Below are 17,736 nucleotides of genomic sequence, written 5' to 3' on the forward strand. Positions count from 1 at the left end.
CTTCCAGCGCGGTCGTGCGAAGGAAACTCGTCCCGTGAATCCCGTGACTCTCCTCCCCTTCATCGTGCTCATCGGGGCCATGTTCCTGATGACGCGGTCCGCCAAGAAGAAGCAGGCGGCGGCTGCGAACATGCGCAATGAAATGCAGCCCGGTACCGGCGTCCGGACGATCGGGGGCATGTACGCCACCGTCAAGGAGCTTCACGACGACTCGGTCCTCCTCGAGATCGCTCCCGGCGTGCACGCCGTCTATGCCAAGAACTCCATCGGTGCCGTCCTCGACGACGCGGAGTACAACCGCATCGTCCACGGTGACGAGGCGGAGGAGCTCGACGTCGACGGCCCGGTCGTGCCCGACGACGCCTCCTCGCTGACCGAGCTCGACGCCGCCGACGCGCACACCTCGGACGACGCGAAGATCGACCTGGACAAGAAGGCCGAGGCGGACACCGCCGAGCCGACCGAGACCCAGGCCGACAAGAAGTCCGACGGCAAGACCGACGGCAAGTCCGACGGCGAGGCCGACGCGAAGTAGCACACGACCCGGGGATGCCGTGAGCCCACAGGCATCCGGCACTCCCCGGACCGTGCGGTCTTCTGCAGGGGCGGGTCCTCACTACACTTCGTGGCCGCTTGGGCGCGTACCCGGCGCGGGGCGGTTGGACAGGGAGAAACGAGAAGGTGGCAGCACCGAAGAAGGGCCGAGGGCCGTCCGGCGGTCAGGGCAGGCCGGGGCGTGCCCTGGCTCTGATCCTGATCGCCATGGTCGCGCTCACCGGCGGGATGTTCCTGGCCCACCAGCCGACGCCGCGACTCGGCATCGACCTGGCGGGCGGTACGTCCATCACGCTCGAGGCGAAGGCCGAGCCGGGCCAGGAAAAGGCGATCAACAAGACCAACATGGACACGGCGGTCCAGATCATGGAGCGCCGCGTCAACGGTCTTGGTGTCTCCGAAGCCGAGGTCCAGACCCAGGGCGAACGCAACATCATCGTCAACATCCCCAAGGGGACGAACTCAGCCCAGGCCCGGAAGCAGGTCGGTACCACGGCCAAGCTCTACTTCCGCCCGGTGCTGACCGTCGCCCAGGGGACGCCCACCCCGGCGCCCAGCGCCTCGTCCTCGGACAAGGCGACCCCGTCCGCGAAGCCGAGCGCCACGGCCTCCGGCTCGGACAAGGCGTCCAGCCCGTCGGCGAAGCCGAGCACGAGCGCCACCACCCAGGGCCGCGCCGTCACCGGCGCCCTGAAGGCGGACTCCACGCCCACCCCCAAGGCGAGCGGCACCCCGACGCCCTCCGCCAAGGAGCAGGCGGCAGCCGCCGCGCTGCAGAAGAAGTTCGAGGCGCTGGACTGCTCCAGCAAGGCCTCCCGCGCCAAGGCGGCCCAGGGCTCCAAGCCCACCGACACGGTGGTCGCGTGCAGCCAGGAGGGTGACGCCAAGTACGTCCTCGGCCCGGCCGAGGTGTCCGGCACCGAGGTGAGCAGCGCGAAGGCCAACTTCGACCAGCAGCGCGGCATGTGGATCGTCCAGATGGAGTTCTCCGACAAGGGCTCCAAGCAGTTCCAGTCGATCACCAAGAAGCTCTCCACCCAGCAGGAGCCGCAGAACCAGTTCGCCATCGCGCTGGACGGTGAGGTCGTCTCCGCCCCCCGGGTGAGCGAGGCGCTCAGCGGCAGCGCCCAGATCTCCGGCAGCTTCACCCAGCAGTCCGCCGAGGACCTGGGCAACGTGCTCTCCTACGGTGCGCTCCCGCTCTCCTTCCAGGAGCAGAGCGTCACCACCGTCACAGCCGCCCTCGGCGGCGAGCAGCTCCAGGCCGGCCTGATCGCCGGCGCCATCGGCCTGGCCCTCGTGGTCATCTACCTGGTGGCCTACTACCGAGGGCTCGCGCTCATCGCGCTCCTCAGCCTGCTGGTCTCCGGCATCCTGACCTACACGCTCATGTCACTGCTCGGCCCGGCCATCGGCTTCGCGCTGAACCTGCCCGCGGTCTGTGGTGCCATCGTGGCGATCGGTATCACCGCGGACTCGTTCATCGTGTACTTCGAACGCATCCGGGACGAGATCCGCGAAGGCCGCACGCTCCGTCCGGCCGTCGAGCGGGCCTGGCCCCGTGCCCGGCGCACCATCCTGGTCTCGGACTTCGTGTCGTTCCTGGCCGCCGCGGTGCTCTTCGTGGTCACCGTCGGCAAGGTCCAGGGCTTCGCGTTCACGCTGGGGCTCACCACCCTGCTCGACGTGGTCGTGGTGTTCCTCTTCACCAAGCCCGTCATGACGCTGATGGCCCGCAAGAAGTTCTTCGCGAGTGGTCACCCGTGGTCCGGACTGGACCCGAAGCGGCTCGGTGCCAAGCCGCCGCTGCGCCGTTCGCGCCGTGTCAACGCCCCCACCGACCCGAAGGAGGCGTGAGATGTCGCGACTCGGCAACGTCGGCGCCCGTCTCTACCGCGGCGAGGTCGGCTACGACTTCATCGGCAAGCGCAAGATCTGGTACGGCATCTCGATCCTGATCACCATCACGGCCATCGTCGGCCTGGCGGTCAGCGGCCTGAACATGGGCATCGAGTTCAAGGGCGGTGCCGTCTTCACCACTCCGAAGACGACCGTCGCGGTCTCCCAGGCCGAGGCGGTCGCCACGGAGGCCTCCGGGCACCAGGCGATCGTCCAGAAGCTGGGCAACGGCGGTCTGCGCATCCAGATCACCGAGGTCGACACCGCGAAGTCGGACGCGATCAAGGACCGGCTCTCCGAGGAGCTGTCCGTCCCGTCCGAGAAGATCGCCGCGGACCTGGTCGGCCCCAGCTGGGGTGAGCAGATCGCCAACAAGGCCTGGACCGGCCTCGGCATCTTCATGGTCCTCGTGGTGATCTACCTGGCCATCGCCTTCGAGTGGCGGATGGCGGTCGCGGCCCTGGTCGCGCTGATCCACGACATCACCATCACGGTCGGCATCTACGCCCTGGTCGGCTTCGAGGTCACGCCGGGCACCGTGATCGGCCTGCTGACGATCCTCGGTTACTCCCTCTACGACACGGTCGTCGTCTTCGACAGTCTCAAGGAGGGCGCGAAGGGGATCACCAAGCAGACCCGGTGGACGTACAGCGAGATCGCCAACCGCTCCATCAACGGCACGCTGGTCCGTTCGATCAACACCACGGTCGTCGCCCTGCTGCCGGTCGCCGGTCTGCTGTTCATCGGTGGCGGCGTACTCGGTGCGGGTGTGCTGAACGACATCTCGCTGGCGCTCTTCGTCGGCCTCGCCGCCGGTGCGTACTCCTCGATCTTCATCGCCACCCCGCTCGTCGCCGACCTGAAGGAACGCGACCCGCAGATCAAGGCCCTGAAGAAGCGGGTCCTCGCCAAGCGGGCAGCAGCCGCCGCCAAGGGTGAGGCCAACGAGGCCGAGCAGGCGGAGCAGGCGCAGGACGGGGACGTCCCCGAGGACGCCGCGCCCGCCGGTGCGGTCGTCGGCCAGCGTCAGCAGCCTCCCAGGGGCCACGGCCGGACCCCGGGGAAGCGTCGATGACAAGCACCACCGAGAGCACGAGGGACCTCCTGCTCAGCCGGATCCGCGATGTGGCGGACTACCCGAAGCCGGGCGTGATGTTCAAGGACATCACCCCGCTGCTCGCGGACCCGGTGGCCTTCACCGCCCTCACCGACGCCCTCGCGGAACTGTGCGTACGGCACGGCGCCACCAAGGTCGTCGGCCTGGAGGCACGCGGCTTCATCCTGGCCGCACCCGTCGCGATCCGTGCCGGGCTCGGCTTCGTACCCGTCCGCAAGGCCGGGAAGCTGCCGGGCGCCACGCTCAGCCAGGCGTACGAGCTGGAGTACGGCACCGCGGAGATCGAGGTCCACGCGGAGGACCTGTCGGCCGATGACCGGATCATGGTCATCGACGACGTCCTGGCCACCGGCGGCACCGCCGGCGCCTCGCTGGAGCTGATCCGGCGGGCCGGAGCCCAGGTCGCGGGCGTCGCCGTCCTCATGGAACTGGGATTCCTGGCCGGCCGTGCCCGTCTGGAGGAGACCCTGCGGGGCGCTCCGCTGGAGGCTCTGATCACGGTCTGACAGCCGTCGGACCGTACGCGACACCGCATACGCACACCGAAGCGGGCACCCGGGAACAACCGGGTGCCCGCTTCGCGTTTTGACAGCTCTCACGGTCCCCGGGGGAGGACCGGCCGCAGGGTCGATACGATGGCCCTTCCGGGTGTCCGGATCCGCACGAGGAGCGCTCTTGCCAGACGAGGCCCAGCCAGTCGCCGCCCCGCAGCCCGACAAGCCCGCGGCGGCCCCAGCCACGCCCGCGAAGGAGCAGCCCGCGGAGAAGGAGAAGCCGAAGCCTCCGGCGCCGGAGGCCGGCGCCGGCCCGGCCTCCGCGGAGGCGAACGGGCCCGTGCCCGCGTCCCCCGCACAGCCGGCCGCTCCCGCCTCCCCGCCCCGGGCGCACCGAAGCCCCCGGCGAAGCCCGAAGCGGGGCAGGCCGTGCCCGCAGGCCCGGCGGCCCGCTCCGGCGGCGGCTCCTCCAACAGGGTCCGGGCCAGGCTGGCCCGCCTGGGCGTCCAGCGCTCCAGCCCGTACAACCCGGTGCTGGAACCACTGCTGCGCACCGTCCGCAGCAACGACGCCAAGATCGAGACCTCCACGCTGCGCCAGATCGAGCGCGCCTACCAGGTCGCCGAGCGCTGGCACCGCGGCCAGAAGCGCAAGAGCGGCGACCCTTACATCACCCACCCGCTCGCCGTGACGACGATCCTGGCCGAGCTGGGCATGGACCCGGCCACCCTGATGGCGGGGCTGCTGCACGACACGGTCGAGGACACCGAGTACGGCCTGGACACCCTGCGCCGCGACTTCGGCGACCAGGTCGCGCTGCTGGTCGACGGCGTCACCAAGCTGGACAAGGTGAAGTTCGGCGAGGCGGCGCAGGCCGAGACCGTGCGCAAGATGGTCGTCGCCATGGCCAAGGACCCCAGGGTCCTGGTCATCAAGCTCGCCGACCGGCTGCACAACATGCGCACCATGCGCTACCTCAAGCGGGAGAAGCAGGAGAAGAAGGCCCGCGAGACGCTGGAGATCTACGCCCCCCTCGCCCACCGCCTGGGCATGAACACCATCAAGTGGGAGCTGGAGGACCTCGCCTTCGCGATCCTCTACCCGAAGATGTACGACGAGATCGTCCGCCTGGTCGCCGAGCGGGCGCCCAAGCGCGACGAATACCTCGCCATAGTGACCGACGAGGTCCAGTCCGACCTGCGCGCCGCCCGCATCAAGGCCACCGTCACCGGCCGGCCGAAGCACTACTACAGCGTCTACCAGAAGATGATCGTGCGGGGCCGGGACTTCGCCGAGATCTACGACCTGGTGGGCATCCGGGTTCTCGTCGACACGGTCCGCGACTGTTACGCGGCGCTCGGCACCGTCCACGCGCGATGGAATCCGGTCCCCGGCCGGTTCAAGGACTACATCGCGATGCCCAAGTTCAACATGTACCAGTCGCTGCACACCACGGTGATCGGCCCCAGCGGCAAGCCCGTCGAGCTGCAGATCCGTACGTTCGACATGCACCGCCGCGCCGAGTACGGCATCGCGGCGCACTGGAAGTACAAGCAGGAGGCCGTCGCCGGTGCCTCCAAGGTGCGCACCGACGTCCCCAAGAACACCGGCCGCGGCCAGGACACCGTCAACGACATGGCGTGGCTGCGCCAGCTCCTGGACTGGCAGAAGGAGACCGAGGACCCCAGCGAGTTCCTGGAGTCCCTGCGCTTCGACCTCTCGCGCAACGAGGTCTTCGTCTTCACGCCGAAGGGCGACGTCATAGCGCTCCCCGCGGGGGCGACATCGGTCGACTTCGCGTACGCCGTCCATACGGAGGTCGGCCACCGGACCATAGGGGCACGGGTCAACGGGCGGCTCGTCCCGCTCGAGTCGACGCTCGACAACGGCGACCTGGTGGAGGTCTTCACCTCCAAGGCGGCCGGCGCCGGGCCGTCCCGTGACTGGCTCGGGTTCGTCAAGTCACCGCGGGCACGCAACAAGATCCGCGCCTGGTTCTCCAAGGAGCGCCGCGACGAGGCGATCGAGCAGGGCAAGGACTCCATCGCGCGGGCCATGCGCAAGCAGAACCTGCCGATCCAGCGGATCCTGACGGGCGACTCCCTGGTCACCCTCGCCCACGAGATGCGCTACCCCGACATCTCCTCCCTCTACGCCGCGATCGGTGAGGGGCACGTCGCGGCGGCCGGCGTCGTGCAGAAGCTGGTCCAGGCGCTCGGCGGCGAGGACGCGGCCAACGAGGACCTGGCGGAGAGCTCCCCGCCCTCGCACGGGCGCAACAAGCGCCGTGCCAAGGCGGATCCGGGCGTCGTCGTCAAGGGTGTCGAGGACGTCTGGGTCAAGCTGGCCCGCTGCTGCACGCCGGTCCCCGGCGACCCGATCATCGGCTTCGTGACCCGGGGCAGCGGGGTCTCCGTACACCGCGCGGACTGCGTGAACGTCGACTCGCTCTCGCAGCAGCCGGAGCGGATCCTGGAGGTCGAGTGGGCGCCCACCCAGTCCTCGGTCTTCCTGGTCGCCATCCAGGTCGAGGCACTGGACCGTTCCAGGCTCCTCTCGGACGTCACACGCATCCTGTCCGACCAGCACGTCAACATCCTGTCCGCGGCCGTACAGACCTCGCGTGACCGGGTGGCGACCTCGCGCTTCACCTTCGAGATGGGCGATCCGAAGCACCTGGGTCACGTCCTGAAGGCCGTACGCGGCGTGGAGGGCGTCTACGACGTCTACCGGGTGACCTCGGCCCGCAGGCCCTGACAGGCAAGCAGAGAGGGCCCTCCGTCACTGACGGAGGGCCCTCTCTGCTTGCCGACCGGTGCGGCGGCCCGGGTGGTCAGCCGCCGAACTCCTCCAGGCCCTTCAGCGCCTGGTCCAGCAGGGCCTGCCGGCCCTCCAGCTCACGGGCGAGCTTGTCCGCACGGGCGTTGTTGCCCGAGGCGCGGGCCGTGTCGATCTGCGTACGCAGCTTGTCCACGGCGGACTGGAGCTGGCCGGTCAGACCCGCAGCACGCGCACGTGCCTCCGGGTTGGTCCGGCGCCACTCCGACTCCTCGGCCTCCTGGAGCGCCCGCTCCACCGCCTGCATCCGCCCCTCGACCTTCGGGCGGGCGTCACGCGGCACGTGGCCGATGGCTTCCCAGCGCTCGTTGAGGGCCCGGAACGCGGCCCTGGAGGCCTTCAGGTCCTTCACCGGCACCAGCTTCTCGGCCTCGAGGGCGAGCTCCTCCTTGAGCGTGAGGTTCTCGCCCTGCTCCGCGTCCCGCTCGGCGAAGACCCCGCTGCGGGCCGCGAAGAACACGTCCTGAGCACCGCGGAAACGGTTCCACAGGTCGTCCTCGGCCTCGCGCTGGGCGCGGCCCGCCGCCTTCCACTCCGTCATCAGGTCGCGGTAACGGGCAGCCGTCGTACCCCAGTCCGTGGAGCCGGACAGCGACTCGGCCTCGACGACCAGCTTCTCCTTGGCCTTGCGGGCCTCCTCGCGCTGGGCGTCCAGCGAGGCGAAGTGGGCCTTGCGGCGCTTGGAGAACGCCGAGCGGGCGTGCGAGAAGCGGTGCCACAGCTCGTCGTCGGACTTGCGGTCGAGCCGCGGCAGGCCCTTCCACGTGTCGACGAGCGCACGCAGCCGCTCGCCCGCGGAGCGCCACTGCTCGCTCTGCGCCAGCTCCTCGGCCTCGACGACCAGCGCCTCCTTGGCGTGCTTCGCCTCGTCGGTCTGCTTCGCCTTCTGCGCCTTGCGCTCCTCGCGCCGCGAGTCGACCGTCGCCACCAGGGCGTCCAGCCGCTTGCGCAGCGCGTCGAGGTCACCGACGGCGTGATGCTCGTCGACCTGCGCACGCAGATGCTCGATGGCGGTCGTCGCGTCCTTCGCGGACAGATCGGTGGTCTTCACCCGCCGCTCGAGGAGGCCGATCTCGACGACAATGCCCTCGTACTTGCGCTCGAAGTAGGCCAGGGCCTCCGCCGGAGAACCGGCCTGCCACGATCCGACGACCTGCTCGCCGTCGGCTGTACGCACGTACACGGTGCCCGTCTCATCGACACGGCCCCACGGGTCGCTGCTCACAGCGCCTCCTCCACCTGATGCCCGCGAGAGGGTTCGCCCCCCTGGCATCGTCCACAGTTTCCTGGGGCGGGCAGCGCCCGCCCTGCACAACGCCAATCTAGGCGACGGGCCACCCGGCTGTCCGCACTCCGCGCGGCCGAAATTATCCGGCCCGCGCCCGGTGCCTGTGTCGTGCGGACCATGCCGGGGCCCGTCGGGCTCACGCCTTGTCGACGGCAGCCTTCGAGATGTTCACGGCCTTCTTCGGCGCACCGTCGGCGGCGCCGCCGGTCACGCCCGCCTTGCCGATTGCCTCGACGGCCTTCAGTGAGGCGCCGTCCATCGTGCCGAACGGCGTGTAGGTGGGCGGCAGTTTGCTGTCCTTGTAGACCAGGAAGAACTGGCTGCCGCCGGTGTGCGCCTGGCCGGTGTTGGCCATCGCGACCGTGCCCGCGGGATAGGTCACCGTGCCGTCCTTGCCCGCCTTGCCCAGCGCGGTCAGGTTCTCGTCCGGGATCGTGTAGCCGGGACCGCCGGTGCCGTCACCCTTGGGATCGCCGCACTGCAGGACGAAAATACCCTGCGTGGTCAGCCGGTGACACTTCGTACCGTCGAAGAAGCCCTTGTCCGCGAGCGACTTGAAGGAGTTCGCGGTGTGCGGGGTCTTCGCCGGGTCCATCGTGAACGCTATGCCGCCCTGGCTCGTCTTGAGCGACAGGGTGTACTTCGCCTTCTTGTCGATCTTCATCGCGGGCTCGGGGGCGCTCTTCTCGCTCGCCGAGGGCGATGCCGACGGGCTCTGGCTCGCGGCCGCGTCGGTCGTGCTCTTCTTGTCGTCGTCGCCGGTGGCGAGGTACGCGGCGCCGCCGATGACGGCCACCACGGCCACCGCGGAGGCGATGATGACCGTCAGCCGCCGCGTGCGGTGGCGGGCCTCCTCCCGGCGCTGCTGCTGCCGCTCGAACTTCTCCCTGGCGAGCTGCCGCCGCCGCTGATCGCTGCTGACCACCGGGTGATCTCCTTGTACGTCGTGTGATCGGGCCTGAGTTGCCCCGTACCGTATATGGGTTAGCTGTGGAATGAGGAGCGCCGGTAGGCTCTGAACTGCTGCGACCTCGCAGCGGCAATCCCTCGTCGGACGACTTTTAAGGACGATCGTGCTCATTGCCGGGTTCCCCGCCGGGGCCTGGGGGACCAACTGTTACCTGGTCGCCCCCGCCGCAGGTGAGGAGTGCGTGATCATCGACCCGGGCCATCAGGCCACGTCCGGGGTCGAGGAAGCGCTGAAGAAGCATCGGCTGAAGCCCGTCGCCGTCGTGCTCACCCACGGCCACATCGACCATGTCGCCTCGGTCGTCCCGGTGTGCGGCGCGCACGACGTCCCTGCCTGGATCCACCCGGAGGACCGCTACATGATGAGCGACCCGGAGAAGGCCCTCGGCCGCTCCATCGGGATGCCGCTCATGGGCGAGCTGACGGTGGGGGAACCGGACGACGTCAAGGAGCTCACCGACGGCGCCCGGCTGATGCTGGCCGGTCTGGAGTTCGGCGTCTCGCATGCGCCCGGCCATACCAAGGGGTCGGTGACGTTCAGGATGCCCGAGGCCGCGGATGTTCCGCAGGTCCTCTTCTCGGGCGACCTGCTCTTCGCCGGCTCCGTCGGACGCACCGACCTGCCCGGCGGCGACCACACCGAGCTGCTCGAGTCGCTGGCCCGTGTGTGCCTGCCGCTCGACGACTCGACCGTGGTGCTGTCCGGCCACGGCCCCCAGACGACCATCGGACGCGAGCGCGCCACCAATCCGTATCTGCACGGTATGGACGCGCCCCGACGAGGAATGTGACGAGAGCGAATCGTGAGCACCTTCAAGGCCCCCAAGGGCACGTACGACCTGACCCCGCCCGACTCCGCGAAGTACCTCGCGGTGCGTGAGGCGATCTCCGCACCGCTGAAGAACTCCGGCTACGGCTACATCGAGACCCCCGGCTTCGAGGACGTGGCCCTCTTCTCCCGAGGCGTCGGCGAGTCCACCGACATCGTGAGCAAGGAGATGTACACCCTCACCACCAAGGGCGGCTCCAAGCTCGCGCTGCGCCCCGAGGGCACCGCTTCCGTGCTCCGCGCGGCCCTGGAGGCCAACCTCCACAAGCTCGGCAACCTGCCGGTGAAGCTCTGGTACTCCGGTTCGTACTACCGGTACGAGCGCCCGCAGAAGGGCCGCTACCGCCACTTCTCGCAGGTCGGTGCCGAGGCCATCGGCGCCGAGGACCCGGCGCTGGACGCCGAACTGATCATCCTGGCCGACCAGGCGTACCGCACCCTGGGCCTGCGCCAGTTCCGCATCCTGCTGAACTCGCTGGGGGACAAGGAGTGCCGGCCCGTCTACCGCGACGCGCTCCAGGGCTTCCTGCGCGAGCTCGACCTGGACGACGACACCCGGCGCCGCATCGAGATCAACCCGCTCCGGGTCCTCGACGACAAGCGCGCCGAGGTCCAGAAGCAGCTGACCGGCGCGCCGGTGCTCCGCGACTACCTCTGCGACGCCTGCAAGGCGTACCACGAGGAGGTGCGGGACCTGCTCAACGCCGCCGGTGTGGTGTACGAGGACGACGAGCGGCTCGTCCGAGGCCTCGACTACTACACCCGCACCACCTTCGAGTTCGTCCACGACGGACTGGGCTCGCAGTCGGCGGTGGGCGGCGGCGGCCGGTACGACGGCCTGTCCGAGATGATCGGTGGCCCGGCGCTCCCGTCGGTGGGCTGGGCGCTCGGCGTGGACCGCACGGTGCTCGCCCTGGAGGCGGAGGGCATCGAGCTCGAACTGCCCTCGACCACCAGTGTCTTCGCCGTACCGCTCGGCGAGGAGGCGCGGCGCAAGCTGTTCGGTGTCGTCACACAGCTGCGCCGCGAAGGCATTGCCGCGGACTTCGCGTTCGGCGGCCGAGGCCTGAAGGGCGCGATGAAGAGCGCCAACCGGTCGGGTGCGCGGTTCACCGTCGTGGCCGGCGAACGCGACCTGGCCGAGGGCGTCGTACAGCTCAAGGACATGGAGTCCGGCGAGCAGACGGCCGTGCCCCTGGCCGAGGTGACCGAGACGATCCGGACGCGCCTCGCGTAGTTCCCACACCGGTCACGGGCGGGCGGTACTCCGGCCGCCCGCGACCGGCGGGCCGGCCGGCGGGTGGTGAACCGCTCGCCCGCCAGGCGGGTTCGCCCTCCCGTACCGTCAACCCGACGGCTGCGGATTCATCCTGCCGGACGGTTCCGGTCCGGGAGCGGCAGCGGCGGCCGGAGCCCGGCGCAGGACGAGCCGGTCCTCTCGTGAGAGCTGCGACAGCCCTGCCCGGTCTGCGCGGTCGCGCGCCTGCCGGCCTCGCACGGTCCGCGGATTCCGCACCCCGGTCAGGCGGGACCCCCAGGTCCGGGCCTTCGGGCGGGGAAGATTCGCCGTCCCGCCGGCGCGGACCACGTACGCCGGCCGCCGGTTGCCCCGAGTCTCCGAGCGTCTGTTCCGGCCCGGCGTTCCCCGCCGTGAGCGCACGAATCCTGGCCGCATCTTTATGTTCATCGAACGGAAGACCGGCGGGAGGGTACGGCACAATGACCGTGCCCAGCAGGCTACTCACTGACGGAACGGCGATATGACGACTGCAGCGGTTGACCATCCCTCCTCCGACCAGGACGAGGACGGCGGGAAGAGGACCATCGGCGGCAGTCGCGCGTTCGCACTGCTGCTGGTGATCACGGGCGCTGCCGGACTCCTTGCCGCGTGGGTCATCACGATCGACAAGTTCAAGCTGCTCGAGGACCCCAACTTCACCCCGGGCTGCAGTCTCAACCCGGTGGTGGCCTGCGGCAACATCATGAAGAGCGAGCAGGCGGCCGCCTTCGGCTTCCCCAACCCGATGCTCGGACTGGTCACCTACTCCGTGATCATCGGCATCGGTCTGGCGCTGCTCGCCGGGGCCCGCTTCCGCACCTGGTACTGGCTGGGGATGAACGCGGGCACCCTGTTCGGTGTCGGATTCTGCACCTGGCTCCAGTACCAGTCGCTGTACAGCATCAACTCGCTGTGCCTGTGGTGCTGCCTGGCCTGGGTCGCCACGATCTTCATGTTCTGCTACGTCACCACGCACAACATCAAGCACCGGATCGTGCCTGCGCCGAACTGGCTGCGCAACGGCCTGATCGAGTTCCACTGGGTGCCGCCGGTCCTGTGGATCGGCATCATCGGCATGCTGATCCTTACCCGCTGGTGGGACTTCTGGACCAGCTGAGCGGCCCTCGGCCGCCGTGGCCGCACCGGGGCCAGGCAGGGATGTCAGTGCGGTGACATAGGCTTCAAATCGTGGAGCCCGACCTCTTTACCGCAGCCGCCGAAGACCGCCAGGAGAAGGACCCGTCCAGCAGCCCCCTGGCTGTCCGGATGCGTCCGCGTACCCTCGACGAGGTCGTCGGCCAGCAGCATCTGCTCAAGGCGGGCTCTCCGCTGCGCCGTCTCGTCGGCGAGGGCAGCGGGGACCTGCGGGTCCCTCGTCGGTGATCCTCTGGGGACCGCCCGGCATCGGGAAGACGACTCTGGCGTACGTGGTCAGCAAGGCCACCAACAAGCGCTTCGTCGAGCTCTCCGCGATCACCGCGGGGGTCAAGGAAGTGCGCGCGGTCATCGAGGGCGCCCGCCGTGCCACCGGTGGCTACGGGAAGGAAACCGTCCTCTTCCTGGACGAGATCCACCGGTTCTCCAAGGCCCAGCAGGATTCGCTGCTCCCGGCCGTCGAGAACCGCTGGGTGACGCTGATCGCGGCCACCACGGAGAATCCGTACTTCTCGATCATCTCCCCGCTGCTCTCGCGTTCGCTGCTGCTGACGCTGGAGTCGCTGACCGACGACGACCTGCGCGGTCTGCTGCACCGCGCCCTGGGCGACGAGCGCGGACTCGGCGGCGCGGTGACGCTGCCCGGGGACGCCGAGGAGCACCTGCTGCGCATCGCGGGGGCGACGCGCGCCGTGCGCTGACGGCGCTCGAGGCCGCGGCCGGTGCGGCGCTGTCCAAGAAGGAGAAGGAGATCACCCTCCAGACCCTGGAGGAGACCGTCGACCGCGCGGCCGTGAAGTACGACCGGGACGGCGACCAGCACTACGACGTGGCGAGCGCGCTGATCAAGTCGATCCGGGGCTCGGACGTCGATGCCGCGCTGCACTACCTGGCCCGCATGATCGAGGCGGGGGAGGACCCCCGGTTCATCGCCCGGCGGCTGATGATCTCGGCCAGCGAGGACATCGGACTCGCCGACCCCACGGCGCTGCCGATCGCGGTCGCGGCGGCCCAGGCGGTCGCGATGATCGGTTTCCCGGAGGCGGCGCTCACGCTCAGCCACGCCACGATCGCGCTGGCGCTCGCCCCCAAGTCCAACGCGGCGACGCTGGCGATCTCCGCCGCTCAGGAGGACGTGCGCAAGGGCCTGGCGGGCCCGGTCCCGGCCCATCTGCGCGACGGCCATTACAAGGGGGCCGCCAAGCTGGGCCACGCCCAGGGCTACGTCTACCCGCACGACGTCCCCGGCGGTATCGCCGCTCAGCAGTACGCCCCCGACGCGGTCCGCGACAAGCGGTACTACCAGCCCACCCGCTACGGCGCCGAAGCGCGCTACGCGGACGTGGCCGACCGGGTCCGCGAGCGGCTCGGCCGCACGGACACCGAAGGCGATGCGGCTCCGTCCGGGGACTGACGCCGCGCGGAGATCCACCGGGGATCACGGCACAGCCCGCAGGGACCTCCTGGCCCCGCTTCAGTGCGCGGCCGCCTCGAAGAGCGTGTGCATCGCATGGCGCAGCTCGACGACGTCGCGCACCGGCTCGGGGAACTCGAAGCGGGCGTCGAAGCATCCGCCGTCCCGCTCGCACAGACGCACCCGCAGGCCGAGTCGGTCCAGCGCGACCGGTACGACAGCCGGCCGGTGCGCCGCGCAGTCGGCAGCGGCCCGTTCACCGAGCAGTCCGCAGAGCGTTCCCAGCTGTTCCCCGTGTGCCGCGTGCAGGTGCTGGAGCAGCTCCGCCTCGTGGCCGACGAGCGGGTCGGCGGCCGCGTCCCGGAATTCTTCCGGCTCGACGGCCTGTGCGCCCCACAGATCGTCCACGTACGCCTCACCCGTCTCCAGCCGCAGCAGCATCCGGCCGGGCCCCGCCATTCCGGGTACGGAGGTGAGCCAGCCGCTGACGCGGGCCCTGCCCCGGATACGGTGCGGTACGGAGACCGGGGCGACGTCCGTGATCTCCAGCACAGCCGTCAGCTCGTCGTCCTGGGCGTGCGTCGCGGCCCGTACGGCCGGGGAGTCAGCGGGGAATTCGAGGAAGAGATCCCCGTCGGGACCCACGCTGCGGGACAGTGGCATCAGCTGGTCCGAGCCCGCTGCGTCGAGCCCGGGGATAAGCAGTACCGCGGAGCAGGTACTCTGTACGAGAGTTCGTGTGCGCTCGGCTGCTGACGGCATCCGAGTGTTTTCAAGCCCGCTGGGACGCGGCTGACCACGATCTGATCGGTCCTCCGTCGTATTGACGCCCTCAGGTGCGTCGACGCTGTCAGTGCTGTCCGTGACGTGTGTGGTGTTCCCAGGGCGAGACATGCGATCTCCTTGAGTAAGGTGAGCCTAACCTAACCTACAACGGAGGTCTGGAGAACGTGCCTAATCAGTCGCGTCCCAAGGTCAAGAAGAGCCGCGCGCTCGGCATTGCGCTGACGCCGAAGGCCGTCAAGTACTTCGAGGCGCGCCCCTACCCGCCGGGCGAGCACGGTCGCGGCCGCAAGCAGAACTCGGACTACAAGGTCCGACTGCTGGAGAAGCAGCGTCTGCGCGCCCAGTACGACATCAGCGAGCGCCAGATGGCGCGTGCCTACGACCGCGCCAAGAAGGCCGAAGGCAAGACGGGCGAGGCGCTCGTCGTCGAGCTCGAGCGTCGCCTCGACGCCCTGGTCCTGCGTTCTGGCATCGCCAAGACGATCTACCAGGCCCGCCAGATGGTCGTGCACGGTCACATCGAGGTCGACGGCCACAAGGTGGACAAGCCGTCCTTCCGTGTCCGTCCCGACAACATCGTGATGGTCCGCGAGCGCAGCCGCGACAAGCACCCCTTCCAGGTTGCCCGCGAGGGTGGTTACGACACCGACGGTGAGACCCCGCGCTACCTGCAGGTGAACCTGAAGGCCCTGGCCTTCCGCCTTGACCGGGACCCGAACCGCAAGGAAATCCCCGTGATCTGCGACGAGCAGCTCGTCGTCGAGTACTACGCCCGCTGATCCAGGCGTAGTCGCTCCTCACCAGCGCTCAGGCCCGCCCCTTCCCGATGTCGGGGAGGCGGCGGGCTTTCGCGTTCTCCCCGCTTCCGGCTGCTGCCCCGGCAGCTCCTGCCCGCCGGATTCCGCGTCCGCGGGCCGGCCCGCCAGGGCCCTGGCCACCACCGCGTCGACGCCCAGCCTGCCGCCGGCGCGCCGCTGCGACGCGTACCGCACCTCGCCCAGCTCGTGCCGGGCCAGCTCCTCGCAGCGGGCCCGGGGCGCCCCGAAGTGGGCCGAGCCGAACAGCGGCAGCCCCACCGACGGCCAGATCTGGTCGGCGGCCCCCTGCAGCAGCGCCGCCTCCGCCGCATCGCCCTCGACCACCGTGACGAGCGCCAGCAGCTCCACCGCGAGCACCGTGCCGAGCAGGTCGTGGAAGGCGTGGCTGATGGCCAGCGACTCCTCGAGGAGCTCCCGGCACCGGCCCGGGCGGCCCCGCTGCAGCGCGGCGAATGCCAGCACGAACAACGCGTAGCTGAGCGCCCAACGCTCCCCGTGGTCCTCGCAGATGTCGCGGACCTCTTCGCAGATCATGACCGCACGGTCCAGATCACCCCGGAACCCGACCGCCATCGCCAGCTCCACCTGAGCCATCAGCACATTGCTGTTCAGCTCCCCGAGCTCCCGGTAGCGGCCGAGCGCGTCGCCCAGCAGCTCCTGCGCCCGCGCCGTGTCGTCCGTGACGAGCGCCAGGCAGCCGGTGCGGTGCACCGCGTACGCCGACGCCGTGGCGTCACCCGCCAGATCCGCCTCCTCCCGGCACTCCGTCAGCGCCGAGATCGCGCCCACCGGGTCACCCTGCAGCACCGCGACATAGCCGAGCACCCACAGCGCCTTCAGCCGCGAGGAGTCGTGCGGGGTCTCCTCCTCCAGCACGTGGTCCAGCCAGTGCCGTCCCTCCGAGAGCCGTCCGCAACCGACCCACAGGAACCACAGCGTCCCGGCCAGGTACTGCGCGAGATGCGCCTCCTCCGGGGTTTCCAGCGAAGACTCCATGGCCCGCCGCAGATTGGGCAGTTCGCTCTCCACCCGGGCCGCCACCTCGCCCTGCCGCGGGCTGAACCAGTCCAGCTCGCACCAGGTCGCCAGCCCCAGGAACCAGTCGCGGTGGCGCCGGCGCAGGCGTTCGGTGTCACCCGTGGCCGTCAGCCACTCGGCGCCGTACTCGCGCACCGTGTCCAGCATCCGGTAGCGGGTGCCCGCGGCGGAGTCCTCCCGCCCCACGATGGACTGCGCCAGCAGTCCGGAGAGCACGTCGAGCACCGAGTCGGCCGGCAGATCGGAGCCGCTGCAGATGTACTCGACCGCCTCCAGGTCGAACTGGCCCGCGAAGACCGACAGCCGCGCCCACAGCAGCCGCTGCTCCGGGGCGCACAGCTCATGGCTCCAGCCGATGGCGGTGCGGAGCGTCTGATGGCGTGCCAGCGCGCTGCGGCTGCCGCCGGTCAGCAGCCGGAAGCGGTCGTCCAGCCGTTGCAGTACCTGCTCGGTCGACAGGGCCCGCAGCCGACCGGCCGCCAGCTCCAGCGCGAGCGGAATCCCGTCCAGCCGCCGGCAGAGCTCCCGGGCGGCGCCCCGGGTGTGCTCGGTCAGCCGGAAATCCGGCTGCACGGCGGCGGCCCGCTCGGCGAAGAGCCGCAGCGCGTCCGCGTCGGTCATGGTCGCGAGCGGGTAGCCGGCTTCGCCGTCGAGCTCCAACGGCAGCCGCCCGGCCGCCAGTACCCGCAGCCGTGGCGCCCGGCGCAGCAGATCCCGTACCAACTCCGCGCAGGCGTCCACGAGATGCTCGAAGCCGTCGATCACCAGCAGGAGGCGGCGTCCGGCACAGTGTTCGAGGAGTGTCGTGCGGGGCGGCCTGTTGGTGTGGTCGGTGAGCCCCAGCGCGTCGACGAGCGCGTGCTCCAGCAGGCCGGGATCGTGGACGCTGGACAGCTCCACCAGCCAGACCCCGTCGCAGTACCGTTTCTCCAGGAGCGCCGCCGCCCTGGTCGCCAGCCGGGTCTTGCCGACTCCGCCCACGCCCACGACGGTGACGAGCCGGGACTCCTCCAGCAGCCGGGCGAGATCGGCCAACTCCTCCTCGCGTCCCACGAATCTGTTCAGTTCCGCCGGGAGATTGCCCGGGACGCCGCGCACGGGCCCGCCACGCGCGGTGGCCGGCCGGCCCGGATCGTCGGAGGAGGGGAAGGGGCGCTGAGAGCGTCGCATGAAACACGCAGAGTACTGGCCCGAAAGCGCTCCGTACAATCTTGTTGCGGGAACTCCCGCTTTGCCCGACGGTAATGCGGTACAGGG

12 protein-coding genes and 2 pseudogenes are annotated in these 17,736 nt (G+C 70.0%); 10 read left to right on the top strand and 4 right to left on the bottom strand.

Features of this window, described 5'->3' with window-relative positions; translation table 11 throughout:
- Positions 1-34: 34 nt before the first annotated feature.
- From yajC to LNW71_RS28300, 5 genes and pseudogenes are all read left to right on the top strand, one after another.
- Positions 35-535, top strand: coding sequence for a preprotein translocase subunit YajC (gene yajC / locus LNW71_RS28280; protein WP_250970787.1), 501 nt, complete (start codon positions 35-37; stop codon positions 533-535).
- 146 nt (positions 536-681) lie between these two features.
- Positions 682-2,412 (top strand): protein translocase subunit SecD, encoded by a 1,731-nt coding sequence (gene secD / locus LNW71_RS28285; protein WP_250970788.1) that lies wholly within the window; start codon positions 682-684, stop codon positions 2,410-2,412.
- A gap of 1 nt (position 2,413) precedes the next feature.
- The gene (secF, locus tag LNW71_RS28290; RefSeq protein WP_250970789.1) at positions 2,414-3,529 is read left to right on the top strand and encodes a protein translocase subunit SecF; all 1,116 of its coding nucleotides are present in this window, start codon (positions 2,414-2,416) and stop codon (positions 3,527-3,529) included.
- Positions 3,526-4,077, top strand: coding sequence for an adenine phosphoribosyltransferase (locus LNW71_RS28295; protein WP_250970790.1), 552 nt, complete (start codon positions 3,526-3,528; stop codon positions 4,075-4,077). The genes secF and LNW71_RS28295 overlap by 4 nt, the downstream gene beginning before the upstream one ends.
- A gap of 169 nt (positions 4,078-4,246) precedes the next feature.
- Positions 4,247-6,822, top strand: a pseudogene (locus tag LNW71_RS28300) (bifunctional (p)ppGpp synthetase/guanosine-3',5'-bis(diphosphate) 3'-pyrophosphohydrolase).
- 76 nt (positions 6,823-6,898) lie between these two features.
- Here LNW71_RS28300 and LNW71_RS28305 read toward each other — a convergent pair.
- Both LNW71_RS28305 and LNW71_RS28310 read right to left on the bottom strand, forming a co-directional pair.
- Entirely contained in the window at positions 6,899-8,128 is a 1,230-nt protein-coding gene (locus LNW71_RS28305) for a DUF349 domain-containing protein (protein ID WP_250970791.1), read from the bottom strand.
- Between the two features lie 199 nt (positions 8,129-8,327).
- Complete coding sequence (locus LNW71_RS28310; RefSeq protein ID WP_250970792.1) at positions 8,328-9,116, bottom strand: peptidylprolyl isomerase; 789 nt, start codon at positions 9,114-9,116, stop codon at positions 8,328-8,330.
- A gap of 148 nt (positions 9,117-9,264) precedes the next feature.
- Here LNW71_RS28310 and LNW71_RS28315 point away from each other — a divergent pair, with 148 nt between their 5' ends.
- The 4 genes and pseudogenes from LNW71_RS28315 (at position 9,265) to LNW71_RS28330 (ending at position 13,837) form a co-directional block, all read left to right on the top strand.
- Positions 9,265-9,951, top strand: coding sequence for an MBL fold metallo-hydrolase (locus LNW71_RS28315; protein ID WP_250970793.1), 687 nt, complete (start codon positions 9,265-9,267; stop codon positions 9,949-9,951).
- A gap of 12 nt (positions 9,952-9,963) precedes the next feature.
- Positions 9,964-11,226, top strand: coding sequence for a histidine--tRNA ligase (hisS, locus tag LNW71_RS28320; RefSeq protein ID WP_250970794.1), 1,263 nt, complete (start codon positions 9,964-9,966; stop codon positions 11,224-11,226).
- A 523-nt stretch (positions 11,227-11,749) separates the two neighbouring features.
- A complete protein-coding gene (locus LNW71_RS28325; RefSeq protein WP_250970795.1) occupies positions 11,750-12,385 on the top strand; it encodes a vitamin K epoxide reductase family protein in 636 nt (211 codons plus the stop codon).
- Positions 12,386-12,456: 71 nt separating this feature from the next.
- Positions 12,457-13,837 (top strand): annotated as a pseudogene (locus tag LNW71_RS28330) (replication-associated recombination protein A).
- 60 nt (positions 13,838-13,897) lie between these two features.
- Here LNW71_RS28330 and LNW71_RS28335 read toward each other — a convergent pair.
- Positions 13,898-14,599, bottom strand: a complete 702-nt coding sequence (locus tag LNW71_RS28335) for a DUF2470 domain-containing protein (RefSeq protein WP_250970796.1) — start codon at positions 14,597-14,599, stop codon at positions 13,898-13,900.
- 188 nt (positions 14,600-14,787) lie between these two features.
- Between LNW71_RS28335 and rpsD the strand changes: the two genes are divergently transcribed.
- Positions 14,788-15,402, top strand: a complete 615-nt coding sequence (gene rpsD / locus LNW71_RS28340; RefSeq protein ID WP_123528313.1) for a 30S ribosomal protein S4 — start codon at positions 14,788-14,790, stop codon at positions 15,400-15,402.
- 18 nt (positions 15,403-15,420) lie between these two features.
- On the opposite strand, the gene LNW71_RS28345 is transcribed toward rpsD, so the two are convergent.
- Positions 15,421-17,649 carry an AAA family ATPase gene (locus tag LNW71_RS28345; RefSeq protein WP_250970797.1) on the bottom strand — a complete coding sequence of 743 codons (2,229 nt, stop codon included), beginning with the start codon at positions 17,647-17,649 and terminating at the stop codon, positions 15,421-15,423.
- Positions 17,650-17,736: the final 87 nt, after the last annotated feature.

Origin of the sequence: Streptomyces sp. RKAG290, assembly GCF_023701695.1 — a bacterium.
Lineage (GTDB): Bacteria > Actinomycetota > Actinomycetes > Streptomycetales > Streptomycetaceae > Streptomyces.

Bases quoted from the DNA above. Each gene is read 5' to 3' on its own strand.
- LNW71_RS28345 (WP_250970797.1), bottom strand. From the start codon at position 17,649: ATGCGACGCTCTCAGCGCCCCTTCCCCTCCTCCGACGATCCGGGCCGG.
- secF (WP_250970789.1), top strand. From the start codon at position 2,414: ATGTCGCGACTCGGCAACGTCGGCGCCCGTCTCTACCGCGGCGAGGTC.
- LNW71_RS28295 (WP_250970790.1), top strand. From the start codon at position 3,526: ATGACAAGCACCACCGAGAGCACGAGGGACCTCCTGCTCAGCCGGATC.
- LNW71_RS28325 (WP_250970795.1), top strand. From the start codon at position 11,750: ATGACGACTGCAGCGGTTGACCATCCCTCCTCCGACCAGGACGAGGAC.
- LNW71_RS28335 (WP_250970796.1), bottom strand. From the start codon at position 14,599: ATGCCGTCAGCAGCCGAGCGCACACGAACTCTCGTACAGAGTACCTGC.